The following is a 19614-nucleotide window of genomic DNA, read 5'->3' as shown; positions in this document are numbered from 1 at the left end:
TTCCTTTACATACAATTATGCAGGAATTGTGCCGGAAATCAAAATCAACACAAGCAAACCTAAGATAGCATACAATTCGGGGAATACAGCCATAACCATGGTGGCACCAAATACGTTATGACCCGATCCGATAGCTGCAATACCATTTGCACAAACTCCAGCCTGACGAATTGCAGAGAAGAAGCCTACTAATCCCATGGCTAAACCTGCTCCAAACACAGCTGTTGCAGCAAAAGAGGAAATTTCAGGTACTAAAAAAGCTTTCAACATAAAATATCCTACAAAACCATAAAGACCCTGAGAACTTGGTAAAGCACTTAAAGCAATATACGAACCTAAAGCATCCGGATTCTTCTTCATAGCACCTACCACAGCGTTACCACTTATTGTAACACCGTAAGCACTACCAATCCCAGTCAATCCAACCATTAAGGCAACTCCAACATACGCTAATAAAATTGGTTCCATAATCATTCTTGTTTTTAAATTATTATTTTAATTATTTTGATTTTCAATAAGATTTATTTCTCTAGTTTAAAAGGAGTAAAGGTTTTTCCACCGCCTCCAAATTCTGCGTTCTTGTAATACTCTACAAATGTAAGACGTAAGGGGTGTACCAATGAGCTAATCATACATAAACCGAAATTTATTGAATGACCTATTAACAATATTAGTAATACCATTACCGAACGTAATACAATATTCATTCCATCCGTCATTGTAAATGCCAACTCATTGAACACCCCACCAAGAATAGCCCCGGTCAGTCCAATGGCAAACAGACGAATATATGATAAAGTATCCCCAAGCAAACCTGATGCAATATTATAGGCATTCCATAAACCTGACCCGAAATTTAAAAATACATTCTTTCCGGGCGAATTATATAATAATGCAACAAGTAAACCGATTGCTATCAATCCATTACATACGTTTAACATCATTGGAGAAAGAGCAATACCCACCATAGGAAGACCGAATGCCGCAATAGCAGCTACTATAACCAAAATCCAGCCAATTGGAGCCACACCATACTTCCAGCCTTTCAGATAGATAACCTGAGCCGCAGCCACACATTTTCCAAATACAATTTGGAGCAGTCCAACTATAATAGATAGCGTCATTAAATTATCGGAATTCAGGAAGTATGCTTTAAAAGCAGATAAAGCCTTCACATCCGCTAATGCAATTCCCAGAAACGATCCGGAAAGCAGACCGAAAATAATGGTAGCCAATCCCAGAAACTGGAACAAAGTAAGGAAAGGACGTAAGTCCGGACCAACCTTACGTTTGAGCAGCGTACAAACCGTAACTATAATGATTCCATAACCGGCATCACCAAAGCAGAATCCAAAGAACATCATAAAGAAGGGTGCGAAAAACGGCGTTGGATCAAACTCATTGTAGTTTGGCAATGAGAATAGCTTGGTGATAGGTTCGAACAAGCGAGAAAAACGGTTGTTTTTCAATTGAATAGGCACACTGTCTTCTTCCTTTATTTCGAGCTTCTGGTAATAAATACCTTTATCGTCCAGCATCTTCTCAAGAGCTTCTTCCTTCTCCCTTGGAGCCCAGCCTTCCATCAGCATCAGTTTATCATCAGCTTCCTTGGTAGCCTGCACGATGGCATTGGAGTAATTAAACTTATTATGCAGTTTTTTGTCCAGCATATCCAGCGTATTGTAATCCTCCACCGCATATTGCTTCAGTCTGTCTGCAATTGCCTTGATGTCTTCAAGCTGCTTATTATAACGGGCTCTCAACTTTGCCAATCCCCTATCCGGCATCTTTGGTCGCTCGGCATCAATTTCAATTACCTCTCCAATTTTGGTGATAGTAATAAAATACACAACCGATTGATAAGTGGATATCTGTATTGCATTGTATTTCTCTACCCATGAATCATTAAATTTAGCAACGGGGCAGGTAAAAAAGGTAATATGATAACCTGCACGCTGAAGTTTATTAATGTTTGAATAGGTAAATTCGCCCCAGATCTCCATATAAGCAATCTCTTTTTCGAGTGTCTGCCTGGCCGATTCCAGCAACGCTTTCTTATCCTGACATTCTTCTATCTTCTGTACCAGTCGTAATCCCTCTTTAACAGAGATATCCCTTGCAGGAGCTTGCTGAACATCTTTCTGGTCCGCCAGCAAGGCCTTAAAGTATCTCTTAAGGGTATCAATCCTTTTACGTTGTATAAGAGACTCTTGCAGCTCTTTATTGTCCGCCGTCGATTTGGTTTCAACCAGATGAACCACTCCGGCATCACGCAAATCAGATAAGAATGTTTCGTATTCTTTATGGTAAACCATAAAGGCATATTTATTCATCTTTACAATCATGCTACCTCCTCCTCTTCTTTGAGATTACGTTTTTCCTGGTTAGATCTCATGATTTTTTGCGAAGATTTGGACAGACTTTCTTCGTCTTCCATAAATCTCTTCACCTTGCGGATCGCATCCTTATAGCCCGGAATCTGTACTTTCTCAAAAAGGTTTACTTTTTGAGTAGTCTTCTTCCTTGCATGCTCCAACAACTCCAGCTTCATGCCCGAAAACTCGGCCTCTATACCCGTACGTGCCAAAACCTTAAGCAACTCAATGCCATCGGCATACCACGAAGGGGAATTAAACAGACTGTACGTACCTATCTCGAATTCAATATCATTCAAAACAGGCACAAGTACACCGGCAATTTTTCTTGTGGAAAGTGTAACATCCTTAACCTTTATAAGTGAAGGATTGAACTCATTCCATAGAGCAACCATATTTTCGTAACTGCGAATTTCTTCTTCAAGCTGGAGTTCCAATGATCTTACCTCGTCTTTTGTGCGCTTCACCTCAATACGTAAGGCACTCTCCTTACTTTTAATGGTTGGTAGAGAGCGCTCGCGTACTTTGAGTTGTTTCTCAAGCTGCTGCAACGAAGTTTTGTTATATTGAAACTTTATAGCCATAGGTTATTCTTTTACTTTCCAGTATTGATCAACAAGCGCTTGCTTGATGTTCACCTCCTGTGGTTTAAAATGTTTAGAGAACAATTCCCAGGTAACATCAAGCATCTCTGTAGTATTCAGGTTTACGTCGATAGCCAAAAGTTTTTTAGAATAGTCTTTGGCATAGTTTAACGTACGAATATCATAATCCGTAAGGTCGAATCCGTTTTCAAGTTTTGTCTTTGCATTAGCAGCATCGGCATACAAACGTACAGCTGCATTCATAACCTGCGGATGGTCTTCGCGCGTTTTCTTACCTGTAACAAGCTGTTTTAGACGAGACAAGCTGCGGAACGGGTCAACAATTACTTTACCCACGTCGCTATCCCTGCGCAAATACAGCTGTCCTTCAGTAATATATCCTGTATTATCGGGTACGGCATGCGTAATATCGCCACCCGATAAAGTAGTTACCGCAATAATTGTAATTGATCCACCGGCCGGGAACTGTACTGCCTTCTCATAAATCTTGGCAAGATCCGAATACAACGAACCTGGCATTGAATCTTTGGAAGGAATCTGGTCCATACGGTTAGATACGATTGCCAAAGCATCCGCATAGTTGGTCATGTCCGTAAGCAATACCAACACCTTCTCGTTCTTCTCAACAGCAAAATACTCAGCAGCACATAATGCCATGTCCGGAATAAGAATACGCTCCACCGAGGGATCTTCCGTAGTATTGATAAAACTTACAATACGATCGAGAGCTCCTGCATTGCTGAAAGTATTTTTAAAGAAAAGATAATCGTCGTTGGTCATACCCATTCCGCCCAGAATAATCTTGTCCGATTGTGCACGTAAGGCAACCATCGCCATTACCTGGTTGAAAGGCTGGTCGGGGTCTGCAAAGAACGGAATCTTCTGACCTGTTACCAGCGTATTATTAAGGTCGATACCCGCAATACCTGTAGCAATAAGTTCGGAAGGTTGTTTACGTCGTACCGGATTCACGGAGGGACCACCAATCTCTACATCTTTACCTTCGGGTATTGGTCCGCCATCAATCGGATCACCGTAGGCATTGAAAAAGCGACCGGCCAATTGATCTCCTACTTTAAGTGAAGGAGCCTTGCCCATGAAAACAACCTCTGCGTTGGTACGAATACCTTCCGTACCCGAAAAAACCTGCAAAGTTACCTCGTCGCCGATAATTTTTACTACCTGAGCCAGCTTGCCATCTACAGAAGCCAACTCATCATACCCTACTCCTGCAGCTTTAAGCGAACAAGTAGCTTTCGTAATCTGGGTAATTTTCGTATATATTTTTTGAAATGCTTTTGTTGCCATATCTTTAATTATTTACAATTCGCTCAGCAAGTATCTCATCCAACTGCTCGTTAAACTTCTTGAATTCTGCACTTTCCCACTCAGAATAGTTCATCTGTTTAAAGACATTGATCAGCTTCTTGAAATAGTCCATTACCTCAGTAAAGCCATCAAATCTGAAGTCCGAACGACAAATCCGGCTCACTCTGTCCATCATGAACTCCTGACGGTTAAGAGGCGTAACTGCATCAATGGCATCAAATGCATCCTGTTGCAAAATAACGAAGTCGATCAACTCCGATTTCCAGAACGTAATATGATATTCTACAGGCACACCATCGTCACCCAGGATATTGATTTGCTCGGCAATCTCTTTACCACGCAGCATACGTGTTTTAATTTCGTCAACCATTTCAATCCAGTTTGGAGATATATGCTTGGCAATATACTCCTGAAACTCGGGGTATTCAAGGTACTTTGAATAACTGTCTATCGGATTTACAGCCGGATAACGCTTGCGGTCTGCACGCTCCTGCTCCAACGCATAGAAACAACGGGCCACCTTCTTTGTATTTTCGGTAACAGGTTCTTTAAGGTTACCACCGGCAGGTGATACGGTACCTATAAAGGTTACTGATCCAGAAGCTCCATTTTTAAGTTCTACGAATCCTGCACGCGCATAGAAGTTGGCAACAATGGCAGATAAGTCCATCGGGAATGCATCCGGTCCGGGTAATTCTTCCAAACGGTTAGACATTTCACGCAATGCCTGTGCCCAACGTGAAGTAGAGTCGGCCATCAACAATACCTTCAATCCCATACTACGATAGTATTCGGCGATGGTCATAGCTGTATAAACCGAAGCTTCACGAGCTGCCACCGGCATGTTTGAAGTATTAGCAATGATAATAGTACGTTCCATCAATTTACGACCGGTGTGCGGATCTACCAGGTGAGGGAACTCTGCAAAGATTTCTACAACCTCATTAGCACGTTCTCCACAAGCGGCGATAATCACGATATCTGCCTCGGCCTGTTTAGATATGGCGTGCTGCAGAACGGTCTTACCTGTCCCGAACGGTCCGGGAATAAATCCTGTACCACCTTCTACAATGGGGTTCACCGTATCGATGATACGTACACCAGTTTCCAGCAGTTTATAGGGTCTCGGTTTTAATTTATAACATGTTAAAGCCTTTTTTACCGGCCACTTCTGAATCATTGTAACCACAGTGTCGTTACCCTCTTCGTCCGTTATAACAGCGATGGTATCTTCTATTTTATAGGAACCTGCACCCACAATCGATTTTATGGTAAACGAACCTTCCAAAACAAAAGGCACCATGATTTTATGGGGTTGTAAATTTTCATTCACTTCTCCCAACCAGCTACCGGCTTCCACCTTGTCGCCAACGGCAGCCAAAGGTTTAAACTCCCAAAGTTGATCGTTATTCAAGGCATAGGTGTAATCTCCACGCTTCAGAAATACACCGTCCATTTTATCCAGGTCGTTCTGTAATCCGTCGTAGTTGCGGGATAGCATACCGGGTCCTAAAGTAACCTCAAGCATATGGCCCTCAAACACAGCTTCATCTCCTACCCGCATACCACGGGTACTTTCAAATACCTGAACAAAAGCGTTCTTACCTATTACTTTAATTACTTCCGACATCAGCTTTACGCCTCCAACGGAAATGTAACAGATCTCATTCTGCGAAACCGGACCATCAACCTCTAATGTAACAAGGTTAGATACGATTCCTTTCACAATTCCTTTCGTTGCCATAACTATTTATTATTGTTTCTTTTAAATTCTTCCAATGCACTCACACTTCCTTTCTTCATCCCTTTTACAAGTTCGCGGAATGTTTTCTCTCCGGCCTCTTTATCCAGGGTAACCCAACGTTCAATCATTTCCAGTTTAAGCATATAGGCAAAGACACTTTCTATATCAAAAGTTTTAAAAAATGTCTTTTCATCAAGCCAGTTCCACTTTAACACATCCAGTTTCTTTTCACGCAATGTTAAATCCGGCTCTTCTGCAATCCTAATAAGTTCAGGAAGATAATCTACTTCATCCCCTAGTCCGAAGTCGCGCGCATTAGACGATCGGATCGATTCTGCCACTTTATTATTTCCAATAATATAAGCTTTCTTATCCCATCCGAATTTTCTGCAAGTTATTGCCGAAAGAATATTGTTGATATTCAGATTCAGCTCAAACCATTCCGAAACAAACTTATTACTACACTTCATTGCATAAGCATAATAAAGTGAAGCCAGATAGTCTTCCCATGTTATTAATTCCGGACTATCCTGATTGGCAAGATAAACAGAAAGAAATTGGGCAAAATAGGCAGGCAATTTGCTGTTTTTGGGAGCTTTTACTCCCTCCTTGAGGGCTTGTATTAGCGTTTGATATTCCTCATAGGTAATTCGTCCACGCGGATCGGGATCCAGGTCGCGGAACCGGAAGTAAGACTTCAGATTTTTATTGTCGAATTTATTGAAATAGAGGTTTATCAGCTTTATATCGCTACTTGTGAGTATAGAGTCCAATTCTTCTCTAAAAGATAAAAGTGTATAGTTTACTTTGGTATCTTCCAGCGAAATATTGGGCAGCCCAGCGATTAATGCATAATATTTACTCATATCAGAATAGCATTTCTACCAAAGCCGGACGAAGAAATTCTTTAAAGAAAGCAACAAATTCGGCTTCACCGAAAGAAACTTTATAAGAACCGTCAGCTGGTAATATGGTAAACGAAGCCGGTTTTCCATTTACTTGTTCAATTTTCACCCCTTTATCTAAAAGAGATTTGGCATTGGCTTCAAAATATTTATTCAAAGATTCAGCATCTTCAGTCTGAATGGTAAGAGCTTCTTTCTTTACCCATTCTTTAGCCATCTCGAGCATAATTTTATGCATAAATTCTTTATCTGATACAATCGCAGATACATTTGACGTCGCAATTTTACCATTTATAAGATTCGCAATTTCACTCTTCAATGCCTCTACATATTGTGCAGCAAATAACTTTAATTCAGCTTCAGTATTCTTTTTAAGTTCCGAAGCCTGTTTTTCGGCTGCTGCAATAATCTGTTGTGCTTCCGCCTGGGCATTGTTAAGTATGGAATTTTGTTTTTCCACTGCTTCAGCAATTATGCGAGACGCCTCCTCATTACCTTTCTCTACTCCTTCTTTGTAGATCTTATCGGTCAGTTCCTGAATCTTTGTATCCATTTCCATCTATAGTTTTATGTAATTGTCCAAAAATAACGTCCACAAAGTTATTCTTTTCCCCGAATAATACATTAATTTAATGTAAAAACTCAAAAAAAACAAGCATGATGTGGCAGCTCTGTTATTCAAAGATTATATCGTAATCACAAATTATTATAAACCAAATAAATAACGCTCTTTTATCAAAATCACAAATCTAAAGTAGGATCTTTTATAATAGATTAAATGTTTTACTATGGTATTGATAATAAATTGCTTTTTGCAAAAATATTGTTTTTTGATTTAAATGGCAAAAGAGACAGCATTTAATTGTAGTCAAAATATACTTTTATATAGTCAACATTTACTAACTTTGTCAGTAAAATAACTAAATATGCTTAAATTCAGACAAGCCACAGAATCAGATTGCCAGTTGATACAATCTCTTGCTTCCCAAACATGGGAAGATACATATAAAAACATATTAACGAAAGCTCAATTGGATTATATGTTTGAAATGATGTATTCAATCGAAAATATTAAAAAACAGATGAACGAGCTGCACCATCTGTTTTTCATCGTTGAAGACGATCATACTCCCTGTGCTTATTGCTCAATCGAACAAAAGGATGATTTCCTGTTTAACTTTCAGAAAATTTATGCCGTGCCCACGGTTCATGGAAAAGGAATCGGGAGATATCTTATTGAACAGGGAATTGAATACATTAAAACACATTTTCCAACAGCATCTAAAGTTGAGCTTTATGTAAACAGATTTAATCCGGCAGTCGACTTTTACAAACACATGGGATTTGAAATAGAAAGCACCAGGGATCATCATATCAGAAATGATTTCTACATGAATGATTTTATCATGGTAAAGACTATTTAATCACTGCCCGGATTGTTATATATATGAAGCATAACTTGAACAAGGAATTAAATAAGATGGTACAATCATGAAATACAAATCATTAGTATTCTTAATTGTTTGTGTTTTGGCTTGTTCTTTTTCATCTTGCCGAAGCGTACAACTGAGAGATAAACACAAAACAGAGAAGTCGGACGTTGTATCTAAAACGGAAGTTCAACCCTGATGAAATCTATATTATAGATAATACTAAAAAGGAGAAAGCTTAAGGCAAAGTCTTTAAATATCTCTGCTTATAAATAATTATTTGGAAACTATGATATGCATAAAATAAAGGAGGGAACCTCAGGTTATTGAGGTTCCCTCCTTCTATCTTATACGATATCTATTTCTTTTCTATCCGGATGCGGGCATCCACAGCAAACAGGCCTCGATCGGTTGCAAGCAAAGGATTGATGTCTATTTCCTTTATTTCCGTTGCAAAACGCAGCAAGGTGGATAGCCGTACAATAATATCGGCATATTGTTGTTCATCAATACCTTTCTGCCCTCTTGTTCCTTTAATAATAGGATAACCTCTTAAAGACCTGATCATGGAGTACGCTTCATCATACGACAAAGGAGACAGACCATACGATACATCTTTGAGTACTTCAACAAAAATTCCTCCAAGTCCACATAAAACAACATGCCCGAACTTTTCTTCATATTTAGCTCCTAAAAACAATTCGGTTCCTTTCAACATGGGTTGTACCATGATGGAAGTTACTTCAGGCAAACGCATCATCCGTTCAAATTCAAACAGAAGATGTTCTTCGTATTTGATATTTAGTGCTACGCCGCCTATATCACTTTTATGAACAGGTCCCACAACCTTAGCCACCACAGGATATTTTACCTTTCTGGCAAATTCAATTATTTCGTCTTTATCGTCCGAAGTAAACTCGGCAACCATCGGTATATTTGCGGCCCCGAGTAGTCTGCGCACCTGCGAAGGATTCAAATACCCGTCTGCTGGCAACTGATCGATGATCCTTCTTACTTCTGGTACATCCACTCCATACAATTGTATATCCGTACTGGCCGGTGTTGGCGTATTCAATACCCTGGACAAGGCTGTTCCTAATGTTACTTCGTCCGAAAAATTAACATGACCTTTCTTTATAAAGCTGCGTACTTCGGGACCAGCCGTAACAATAGAAGGCAATATTGGGAAGATAGGCTTCTTACATTGTCCCATCTTTTTATGAAGTACCTCATAAGCATCATAAACGTTCACTACTCCCGGACTACCAAAAATAACCATCATCAAATCGACTTCGTCAAATTTATTCTCGCAATAATCAATTACAGTTGCAAGATGTTCCGGAGTTCCCGTACCTATGATATCGATAGGATTTCCCACAGCTGCACCCGGATATAGTTTCGATTTGAGTTCGTTTGCAATTGGTCCCTCCAGATTCGGAACATTTAAATGCCCCTTGGAGAGTGCGTCTGCCAACATTACCGCGGGACCTCCGGCATGGGTGATGATAGCACAATTCTTTCCTTTCACCTCATTCAAGGTAAAAATACTGGCAACGGTAGTTAATTCCTCCCTGCTGAAGCAGCGTACGATACCGGCTTTACGGAATAATGCCTCTACCGCCGAATCCGAACTTGCAATTGCACCTGTATGTGATGATGCAGCTCTTTTACCTGAATCGGTGCTTCCGGCTTTGATGGCTGCAATGCGACATCCTTTTTTTATCAACGATGACGCGTGATACAGCAATTTATCAGGCTGCTTTATGCTTTCTATATAAAGCATCTTTATTTTTGAATCTGTAACCGGATTAAAATTACGATCCATGTATTCAAGTACATCCTCTACCCCGTTTTGCTTTGAATTGCCTACAGACCACACCGACGAGAAACGCAATCCTTTTGTTAAAGCCGATTCGAGAATGAAAAGTGCAGTACCACCCGAACTTGAAATAAAATCTACTCCATCGTGATGAAATTCAGGAACCGGCTGAGTAAATACTCCGTGATAATTAGTATTCATCACACCGATGCAATTAGGTCCTATAAATGAGGCTCCGGCTTCGTTGATTATGTCCAACAGTTGATTTTCAATAATTCCTCCTTCAACAGTTTCTTCTCCGAATCCTGCGGATATAATAATAAAAGCCCGAACATTTTTTTGTTTGGCCAGAACTTCAACTACCTCGGGACACGCTTTCCCCGGGATAGATATGATGGCGAGCTCCGTATCGGGGATTTCTGCAACATTTGCATAAGATTTAACCCCTTGCACTTCGGTTTCTTTGGCATTAACTACGTATAAGTCTCCTTTATATTTTCCATCAAGCAGGTTACGCACCAGCCTTCCTCCCGGTTTCTGTACATTGTTAGATCCTCCAACAATAACAATACTTTGGGGATTTATGAGTTCTCTGTTAATCATAACGTTTAATTAGTTGAATTTTTTGATTGGTAAATCAGCCTTTTCCAACCAAAAAATGGTATTTGTTTAATATCAATTTACATCTTCTTATAATCAGTCCAGCAATATCAAATAGAGCATAGCGGCCAACGTAGAGCCCAGAAGCGGACCGATTAACGGAACCCAGGAATACGACCACTGACTGTCTCCTTTGTCTTTAATGGGCAAAACTGAGTGCATAAACCGGGGAGCTAAATCTCTTGCGGGATTAATCGCATAGCCGGTGGTACCTCCAAGAGAAAGACCAATAACCCAAACCGTAAAAGCAACCGGGATTGCTCCTACAGAGCCTAAACCAATAGGAATTGTAACTTTCTCATTTAACATCTGAGCTTCTCCTTTTGTAATATAGAATACCACTAGCATCAGAACAAATGTACCAATTACTTCCGATAAAAAGTTCCTAAATGGATTCCTTATTTCTGGAACTGTACAGAAAACACCTAATTTGGATACTTTGTTTTCTGTAATGTCAAAATGATCCTTATAAAACATCCAAACCATCAGCGCACCGGTAGCAGCACCTAAGAACTGTGCCACAACATAGGATAAAACATTGCTCCAGGGAAAAGTACCGGCTGCCGCCAGACCAATTGAGATAGCTGGATTTAAATGAGCCCCACTATACGGCCCGGCAACTACCACACCTATAAAAACACCCATAGCCCAGGCCGTAGTTATTACCATCCAACCGGAGTTATTTCCTTTCGTTTTATCTAAAACCACATTGGCGACAACACCTCCACCCATTAAAATCATGATTGCCGTACCAATATATTCAGCTACAAACGGAGTCATATTAATTGTATTTTTAAGATTATTACTCGGCCCATTGTAAAGTACGTCCTACAGCTTTGTGCCACTGATGTAGCAAGGCTACCGATTCTTCTTCTGTCATTGAAGAGGTAAATGTCCTGTCAACACTCCACTGTTCCTGCAAATCGGACATATCTTTCCAATATCCTACAGCCAGACCAGCCAGATAAGCCACTCCTAAAGCAGTTGTTTCAAGAACTTTAGGCCGGACCACCGGACAACGACATATATCTGCCTGAAACTGCATTAAAAAACAATTGGCAACAGCCCCTCCGTCCACGCGAATCTCCTTGAGCTTCGATTTTATATCATTCTCCATTGAATTCAGAACGTCATACACCTGATAGGTAATTCCTTCAAGAGCAGCTCGTGTAATATGTGCTGCGGTAGTACCACGCGTAATACCCACAATGGCTCCCCTTGCATATTGATCCCAATAAGGAGCGCCTAAACCTGTTAGCGCAGGCACGAAATATACCCCTCCATTGTCGGGAACAGACTCGGCCATCTGCTCTGTAACAGCAGCGTTGGGTATAAGTCTGATTCCATCACGCAGCCACTGTACCACTGCGCCTCCTACAAACACACTGCCCTCCAAGGCGTAAGTCACCTCTTCTCCAATCTTCCATGCTATGGTAGTTAACAGGTTATTATGGGACACAACCGGCTTCTTTCCTGTATTCATAACCATAAAACAGCCTGTGCCATAGGTTGTTTTAGTCATCCCCTCCTCCAGACAAAGCTGGCCGAACAAAGCCGACTGCTGATCACCGGCTATTCCAGCAACAGGAATTCCGGATGAAAAGATCGGACTTTTGGTTTCACAATACACTTCGCTGCTGGTTTTAACTTCAGGTAGCATTGATTCTGGGATTGTGAATAATTCCAATAACTCCTTGTCCCATTCAAGTGTATGAATATTGAATAACATGGTGCGGGATGCATTACTTACATCTGTAATGTGTTTTTCTCCTCTGGATAATTTCCAAACCAACCAGGAATCTACTGTTCCAAAGCAAAGCTCGCCTCTATCCGCCCTTTCTCTGATTCCTTTTACATTATCTAATATCCATTTTATTTTAGTAGCCGAAAAATAGGCGTCTATTACCAATCCGGTTTTATTATGAATCATCTCGGCATACCCATTTGCTTTAAGCTCTTCACAATAGTCGGCGGTCCGTCTGTCTTGCCAAACAATCGCGTTGTAAACAGGAAACCCCGTTTCTTTATCCCACACAATGGTCGTTTCACGCTGGTTAGTAATTCCGATACAGGCGATATTTTTATCTGTCAGATCTGCTTTTGCCATAGCCTCCATAATAACCGAGCTTTGAGAGTACCATATTTCATTCGGATCATGCTCAACCCATCCGAGTTGAGGAAAGTATTGCTGAAAGTCTTTTTGAGAGGTTACTACAATCTCTCCCTGATGATTGAAGATTATGGCACGCGAACTAGTAGTTCCCTGATCAATCGCTAGTACATATTTATTCTTGAAACTCATATTTGTATTAATTTACATTTTAAGATATTAGTATATTAGAATTCGGTTTAATCTGTTAAAATATAATTGGATGTCAACTCGCTAAAGGATTGGATTTGCATATCTATCCATTGTTGGTCTTTCTGGCGCTCTGCAGCAATGATCCGGGCTGTTCGGGGAGCCATTTCCAGGGCTGCTTTCGCATCCAGAAAAAGTATGCGAAGTCTCCTTGCTAAGACATCCTCAAGCGTAAGAGCCATTTCATTTCTAACAATCCAAATAATTTCTCCCACTGAATATGTATACTGAGGATGCAACTTTTCACCCAAGGTTGGTGACGAAGCAATAAATGATCTGATTTCCTCTGCATCCGTACCATATACATACAGCGGATCGTTATAATCCGGATTTTCTTTACATCCGTGGATTTTATAGGTCTCGGTAACACATTCGGGAGCCTTTAAATGCATCCTGGCATATGCCAAATCAATCGTATCCTGAGCCATCTTTCGATAAGTTGTCCATTTACCACCTATGATAGTTATTAATCCCGATTTTTCTACAATCAATTTATGACTCCGGGAAATCTCTTTTGTTTTTTTATCCTCGCTTCTAGGCGCAGCCAAAGGTCTAAGACCAGCAAATACAGATAGGACATCTTTTCTTTGCGGGGGCTTGGTAAGGTACTTACCGGCAGTATTTAAAATAAAATCAATCTCTTGTTCGAGGGCAACCGGCTCCAGCAATGCATGCTTCATCAATGTATCCGTTGTGCCAACTACTACTTTATCATGCCAGGGAACTGCAAATAATACCCGTCCATCGGCAGTTTTTGGTATCATAATGGCATAATTACTTTGTAAAAACGACGCGTCGAGCACCAAATGAACTCCCTGACTGGGACGTACAGTAGGCTTTATCCCGGGTTCGTCCATCTGAAGTATATCATCTGCAAAAACACCTGTTGCGTTGATAACAACCTTCGATTTAACCACATGCTGCTCGCCGGTTTCCATATCCATCACTTCAACTCCACAAACCTTTCCCTCCTGTTTAATCAGGTTCGTAACCTTCATATAATTTAGGACACATGCCCCTGCATCAACCGCCGTTTGAGCGATATTGATTGCCAGACGCGAATCGTCAAACTGTCCGTCGTGATATATTACTCCGGCTTTCATTCCCTTTTTGCGTAACATAGGAATTGTTTTGACGGCCCGCTTCGGACCAATACAAAAAGAACGGCCGAATCCCAGGTTTGCAGCCATTAAATCATATAATATCAGTCCGATTGTATAAAAAGCACCTTCCCACCAACGATAACATGGAATCAAAAAAGATTGATTCTTCACCAAATGTGAAGCATTTTTCCTTAGTAATCCCCGTTCTCGAAGAGCTTCGAGAACCAATGAGACATCTCCCTGAGCCAAATAACGAACTCCGCCATGAACTAACTTTGTACTTCGACTGGATGTTCCTTTGGTAAAATCGTCTTGTTCAAACAATGCGACACTTGCCCCACGGGTTATCGCATCCAAAGCAATTCCTAAACCAGTAGCTCCCCCACCGATAACAATAAAGTCGAAGGTATTTTCATGAGTAACCAGTTGATGCAACAGCGCGTTTCGTTTCATATCAATAGCGATTTAGATTAACAAACACAAATGTAAATATTTGTTTGATTTAAGCTGAATTATTAGTTCTATATTTTTATTGAAAAAAAATTTTATCCGGGTTTCTTACTGATAATAGAGAATAATCTTTTATTAACATTGTCAATGTAAAAAGAAAAGTTAACTTTGCAAGCTGTAAAATAAAGGAGATTTGCAATGATCGATAGGATAAAGGCTCTGCTTCAGGAAGTAGAGGATATGAAAGCGGCAAATGCCGAAGAACTGGAAGCTTTACGAATTAAATATTTAAGTAAAAAAGGAGAAGTATCTCTTCTTTTTAATGATTTTCGTAACGTAGCAGCTGATCAAAAAAGAGAAGTCGGACAGTTCCTGAATGTACTGAAAGAAACAACTCAACAGAAAATTAATGATCTGAAAGAGGCTTTCGAGAATATTCAGACTACCAACAATGATATTGATCTAACACGTACAGCTTATCCTGTACAACTAGGTACGCGACATCCTCTGTCTATTGTCAAGAAGGAAATTTGCGATATATTTGGCCGTTTAGGCTTTAGTATCGCTGAAGGACCTGAAATTGAAGACGATTGGCACGTATTCTCTTCTCTTAATTTTGCAGAAGATCATCCTGCCAGAGATATGCAGGACACCTTTTTTATTCAACACAATCCGGATGTATTGTTAAGAACTCATACTTCTTCCGTACAAACTCGCGTGATGGAGAACCAGGAGCCTCCAATCCGTATAATCTGTCCCGGACGTGTTTATCGTAATGAAGCTATTTCGTATCGCGCACACTGTTTCTTCCACCAGGTTGAAGCGTTGTATGTTGATAAGAATGTATCCTTTGCCGATTTGAAGCAAGCTTTGCTTTTCTTTGCAAAAGAGATGTTCGGACCAGATACCAAAATTCGTTTACGCCCTTCCTACTTCCCATTTACTGAACCATCTGCAGAAATGGATATATCATGTAACCTTTGCGGAGGAAAAGGATGTCCGTTCTGTAAACATACAGGTTGGGTAGAAATTTTGGGATGTGGAATGGTGGATCCCAATGTTTTGGAAAACTGTGGAATAGACAGTTCTGTTTATTCCGGATATGCACTCGGTATGGGTATCGAGCGTATTACAAATTTGAAATACCAAGTAAAAGACTTACGCATGTTCTCAGAAAACGATGTACGTTTCCTGAAACAGTTTGAGTCTGCCAATTAAGTTGATAACCTAGTCTTTTTTACCACCCCCGGGATTAACACACCCGGGGGAAACACACGGGTTAAAAGACTGTTATCTTATATAGTTGCATGCGAAAAGAAGAACGTTATAAGGGAATAGTTGACTGGTTTAGTAAAAATATGCCGGTTGCGGAATCTGAATTACATTATAAGAATCCGTATCAACTCCTTATAGCAGTAATTCTTTCCGCACAATGCACGGATAAAAGGGTAAATCAGATCACTCCGGCCCTTTTTGAAGCATTCCCCACCCCCGAAGTATTAGCAGTTTCAACTCCTGAAGTTGTTTTTGAATATATCCGCAGCGTATCATATCCCAATAATAAATCAAAACATCTGGTTGGGATGGCTCAAAAACTCGTTTCAGAATTTAACAGCGAGGTACCGTCCGACGTAGATGAGCTACAAAAACTTCCCGGTGTAGGGCGGAAAACAGCCAATGTGATAGCATCTGTCGTCTATAACAAGCCTGCCATGGCGGTTGATACCCATGTGTTCCGGGTTTCAAACCGGATTGGACTTACCAATAACAGTAAAACACCTCTTGAAACAGAAAAAGAGTTGGTAAAGCATATTCCTGAACACCTTATTCCTAAAGCACATCATTGGCTTATTCTTCACGGCAGATACGTTTGTCTTGCACGTAAGCCCAAATGTGAAGAATGCGGTATAAAACAATGGTGCAAATATTTCTTTTCAAAGAAATTGTGATGACCTGTTGTTCCGTTCAACTTTAATCTTTTTCCTTTAGTTTGTCTCAGGTTACCAGATAATTAGTTATATTTGCTATTATTATCTGGAAAATGAAAGAATACCGCAATGAGATTATAATTGCTCTTGTATCTATTATTGGAGCTATTCTGGCTACTTGGTTTTTCTTCTTTTCAATTGATGAAAAGAAAATTACCGTGCAAAGCGACCTGTTCTCGGTGGTTGCCCCTAATCCGAATGCACTTCTATGTATTAATCGACCATCCATGCTTTCCAAAATCATTCTTTCAGACGATTATACAAAGAAATTATTTGCCCCGCATCTCCCCCCTGTTTTTGCTAAGATTATAGACAAAAATCCGGGTATTCCATTTTATCTCATATCTTATCACGAGCAAGGAGAGGTGATTTATGCTAATGCAACATTAGAACAAGCTTATCAAATTGCCGATAATATTTTACATCCCTATTTCAGCAGTTTCGATCCCAAAAGGACGTTGATAGACAAGGCCGAATTTACTTTTTATGCCTTACCTGGCAATCGTTTTTTTGTTACTTATTACAATCAAGGTGTTTGGGCTGCAAGCTTTAGCAAAAAGCTCCTGGATGAGATTTGTCTCCAACAAAAGATAGGTCAGACGGCCCTGTCGGACAGAATTTTGTCCCAAAAGAAACTGATGGATCGAAATGCTCCGTTAAATCTATTGATTCCGGCTCCGTCGCTGGATATTTCTGTTCAGATAAACGACTCCATACGGATGGGTTTAGGCAACGGATGGGTTTATGCCGACCTGTTTAGCAGCGATGGGAAGCTATGTTGCTTTTCTGGTATCCCCTATAATGCACAACTGGATAGCATATATCCGATAATGGCAGATTCGGTCGTTCGAAGGTTAAAATCTTTTTATCCGAATCATAATTTTTTACCTCAATTATCGAAAGATGCTGAACGAATTTACTTTACAGCTTGCCTTGTTCAACCAGACTCTGTCAGCAGGTAATCGTCAATCCATCATAAGCATAATGAACGTTTGCGGGAAGTTCTTTCTCAATAAATTCATGCAAACCAATCCGGTGACTCATGTGTATCAGGTATGCAGTTTTAGGACGAATCTTTTCGATATTCTGTAATGCCTCTTCAAGCCCCTCGTGTGAGGGATGATGTCCTTTTCGCAAAGCATCAATAACAAGGACATCCAATCCTCTTAGCTTCATTATTTCATCATCTGATATATATTTCAGATCAGTCAAATAGGCAAAATTTCCAATTCTATATCCTAAAATAGGCAATTTACCATGCAGTATTCTTATAGGAATAACCTTGATGCCAGCCGCATCGAAGGGTTGCTCGGATATTCGAATCAATTCGAGGTTTGGAACTCCGGGATATTTAAACTCCCTGAAAGCATAAGGCATCCGGGTAATAATGGCTTCAGCAACATTGTCTTCAGCATAAATATCAACCCCTTTGTCTCTGCAAAACGGACGCAAATCGTCCAAGCCACCAACATGATCGTAATGCTCGTGGGTAACCAGAACGCCATCGAGTCGGGTAATTGAGTGTGTAAGCATCTGCAAACGGAAATCCGGTCCGCAATCTATCAACAAATGCTTGCCGTCTATTTCCACAAAAGCCGAAGCTCTTAAGCGCCAGTCACGCGGATCTTTACTTGTACAAACCTCGCATGTACATCCAATCTCAGGATTTCCTGTAGAAGTACCTGTTCCTAAGAAAGTAATTTTCATCATCTCAAGATATATATTTTACTTCAGGTTCTATCTGAATACCAAATCGTTGGGAAACAGTTTCCCGTATCGTTTCTGCCAATAGTGCAATCTCTGTTCCTTCTGCACCGCCAAGGTTGACTAACACCAAAGCCTGGTGTTCATACACTCCTGCCTGGCCGAATGCTTTTCCTTTAAAACCACACTGCTCAATCAGCCAAGCTGCCGGAACTTTTACCCGCCCGTCCGACAAAGGATAGGATGGCATAGAAGGATATTGCTCCTTTAAAAGATTATAATGACGCTCCGAAATAGTTGGATTCATGAAGAAACTTCCGGCATTACCCATTGTTTCGGGATCGGGAAGCTTTCTTGTTCTAACATCAATTACAGCTTTTCTAACTGCTGCCAGATTAATTTCGTTGCAGGCTGCCAGTTCGGCTTTAAGATCGGCATACTCTATAGCTATCCGGGGGTGTTTATTTAAGCGGACAATCACATAGGTGACAATATATTTGTCATTCAATTCATTTTTAAATACACTTGATCTGTAACCATATTTACAATCTTCAATTGGGAAAATCCGTTTAGAAGCCGTTTCTATCTCTACAGTTTCAACCGCCTGAACAACGTCTTTGAATTCGGCCCCATAGGCTCCGATATTCTGTATGGCGGCTGCTCCTACTTCACCCGGAATAAGAGACAAATTTTCAATGCCTCCCCATCCGTTCTTAACAGCAAAAGCAACTAAATCATCCCACAGTTCACCAGCACCCACTCTTATTGAAACATTTTCATCATCTTCTTCAACGATTGCCATCCCCTTTATGGCAGAGTGCATAACAACACCCCTATAATCATGGAGGAACAATAAATTACTTCCGGAGCCAATGTGTACTTTCTCGAATGAAGAAACATATTCGTCTTTCAAAATTCGAACTAACTCTTCTTCATTATTGTACTCCATGAACCAACGCGTCTTAACATTTAAATGAAATGTATTATGTCTCTCCAAAGAGTAATTTTCTTCTATTTTCATTATTTAATTATTTCCTTTTATGTATAAAACTAAAATTGCGTAAAGGTATAAATAAAATAAAGTGTATCAAAAAAAGACTGCAACCTATATCGCATAGGCTGCAGTCATCATTAGTGTTTACT

The 19614-nt window shown here is 40.3% G+C and carries 17 protein-coding genes; 4 read left to right on the top strand and 13 right to left on the bottom strand.

Annotated elements, in window-relative coordinates; all coding sequences use genetic code 11:
- Positions 1-15 precede the first annotated feature (15 nt).
- The 7 genes from F5613_RS00405 to F5613_RS00375 are packed head-to-tail and all read right to left on the bottom strand — an operon-like array spanning position 16 to position 7511.
- Positions 16-468 carry an ATPase gene (locus F5613_RS00405; protein ID WP_179398255.1) on the bottom strand — a complete coding sequence of 151 codons (453 nt, stop codon included), beginning with the start codon at positions 466-468 and terminating at the stop codon, positions 16-18.
- 53 nt (positions 469-521) lie between these two features.
- On the bottom strand, positions 522-2345 hold the full coding sequence (locus tag F5613_RS00400) for a V-type ATP synthase subunit I (RefSeq protein WP_179398254.1): 1824 nt from the start codon (positions 2343-2345) through the stop codon (positions 522-524).
- Complete coding sequence (locus tag F5613_RS00395; protein WP_068183904.1) at positions 2342-2959, bottom strand: V-type ATP synthase subunit D; 618 nt, start codon at positions 2957-2959, stop codon at positions 2342-2344. Before F5613_RS00395 ends, F5613_RS00400 begins: the two co-directional genes overlap by 4 nt.
- 3 nt (positions 2960-2962) lie before the next feature.
- A complete protein-coding gene (locus F5613_RS00390; RefSeq protein ID WP_179398253.1) occupies positions 2963-4288 on the bottom strand; it encodes a V-type ATP synthase subunit B in 1326 nt (441 codons plus the stop codon).
- Between the two features lie 4 nt (positions 4289-4292).
- Entirely contained in the window at positions 4293-6053 is a 1761-nt protein-coding gene (locus tag F5613_RS00385; RefSeq protein WP_079682998.1) for a V-type ATP synthase subunit A, read from the bottom strand.
- Positions 6054-6055: 2 nt separating this feature from the next.
- Entirely contained in the window at positions 6056-6919 is an 864-nt protein-coding gene (locus F5613_RS00380) for a DUF2764 domain-containing protein (protein WP_179398252.1), read from the bottom strand.
- Position 6920: 1 nt separating this feature from the next.
- Positions 6921-7511, bottom strand: a complete 591-nt coding sequence (locus tag F5613_RS00375) for a hypothetical protein (protein ID WP_079683083.1) — start codon at positions 7509-7511, stop codon at positions 6921-6923.
- 373 nt (positions 7512-7884) lie between these two features.
- Here F5613_RS00375 and F5613_RS00370 point away from each other — a divergent pair, with 373 nt between their 5' ends.
- Positions 7885-8382: a GNAT family N-acetyltransferase gene (locus tag F5613_RS00370; protein WP_179398251.1), complete on the top strand. Its 498-nt coding sequence runs from the start codon at positions 7885-7887 to the stop codon at positions 8380-8382.
- Positions 8383-8746: 364 nt separating this feature from the next.
- On the opposite strand, the gene F5613_RS00365 is transcribed toward F5613_RS00370, so the two are convergent.
- The 4 genes from F5613_RS00365 to F5613_RS00350 form a co-directional block, all read right to left on the bottom strand.
- Complete coding sequence (locus tag F5613_RS00365; protein ID WP_179398250.1) at positions 8747-10810, bottom strand: acetate--CoA ligase family protein; 2064 nt, start codon at positions 10808-10810, stop codon at positions 8747-8749.
- A gap of 93 nt (positions 10811-10903) precedes the next feature.
- Positions 10904-11647 carry an MIP/aquaporin family protein gene (locus tag F5613_RS00360; RefSeq protein ID WP_179398249.1) on the bottom strand — a complete coding sequence of 248 codons (744 nt, stop codon included), beginning with the start codon at positions 11645-11647 and terminating at the stop codon, positions 10904-10906.
- Positions 11648-11669: 22 nt separating this feature from the next.
- Positions 11670-13169, bottom strand: coding sequence for a glycerol kinase GlpK (gene glpK, locus F5613_RS00355; protein ID WP_179398248.1), 1500 nt, complete (start codon positions 13167-13169; stop codon positions 11670-11672).
- A gap of 47 nt (positions 13170-13216) precedes the next feature.
- Positions 13217-14782 carry a glycerol-3-phosphate dehydrogenase/oxidase gene (locus F5613_RS00350; protein ID WP_179398247.1) on the bottom strand — a complete coding sequence of 522 codons (1566 nt, stop codon included), beginning with the start codon at positions 14780-14782 and terminating at the stop codon, positions 13217-13219.
- A gap of 195 nt (positions 14783-14977) precedes the next feature.
- Here F5613_RS00350 and pheS point away from each other — a divergent pair, with 195 nt between their 5' ends.
- The 3 genes from pheS (at position 14978) to F5613_RS00335 (ending at position 17729) form a co-directional block, all read left to right on the top strand.
- Positions 14978-15997: a phenylalanine--tRNA ligase subunit alpha gene (gene pheS / locus F5613_RS00345; RefSeq protein WP_179398246.1), complete on the top strand. Its 1020-nt coding sequence runs from the start codon at positions 14978-14980 to the stop codon at positions 15995-15997.
- Positions 15998-16086: 89 nt separating this feature from the next.
- Positions 16087-16728, top strand: coding sequence for an endonuclease III (nth, locus tag F5613_RS00340; RefSeq protein ID WP_068183937.1), 642 nt, complete (start codon positions 16087-16089; stop codon positions 16726-16728).
- Between the two features lie 92 nt (positions 16729-16820).
- Positions 16821-17729 carry a hypothetical protein gene (locus F5613_RS00335; RefSeq protein ID WP_179398245.1) on the top strand — a complete coding sequence of 303 codons (909 nt, stop codon included), beginning with the start codon at positions 16821-16823 and terminating at the stop codon, positions 17727-17729.
- Here F5613_RS00335 and F5613_RS00330 read toward each other — a convergent pair.
- Positions 17719-18474 (bottom strand): MBL fold metallo-hydrolase, encoded by a 756-nt coding sequence (locus F5613_RS00330; protein ID WP_079683084.1) that lies wholly within the window; start codon positions 18472-18474, stop codon positions 17719-17721. The genes F5613_RS00335 and F5613_RS00330 overlap by 11 nt on opposite strands.
- Positions 18475-18478: 4 nt before the next feature.
- On the bottom strand, positions 18479-19492 hold the full coding sequence (gene murB, locus F5613_RS00325; protein WP_179398244.1) for a UDP-N-acetylmuramate dehydrogenase: 1014 nt from the start codon (positions 19490-19492) through the stop codon (positions 18479-18481).
- Between the last annotated feature and the right edge of the window lie 122 nt (positions 19493-19614).

Source organism: Macellibacteroides fermentans (assembly GCF_013409575.1).
Taxonomy (GTDB): Bacteria; Bacteroidota; Bacteroidia; order Bacteroidales; family Tannerellaceae; genus Macellibacteroides; species Macellibacteroides fermentans.
The sequence above is the reverse complement of the archived record's forward strand: the minus strand, read 5'-3'. Positions and strand labels throughout refer to the sequence as shown.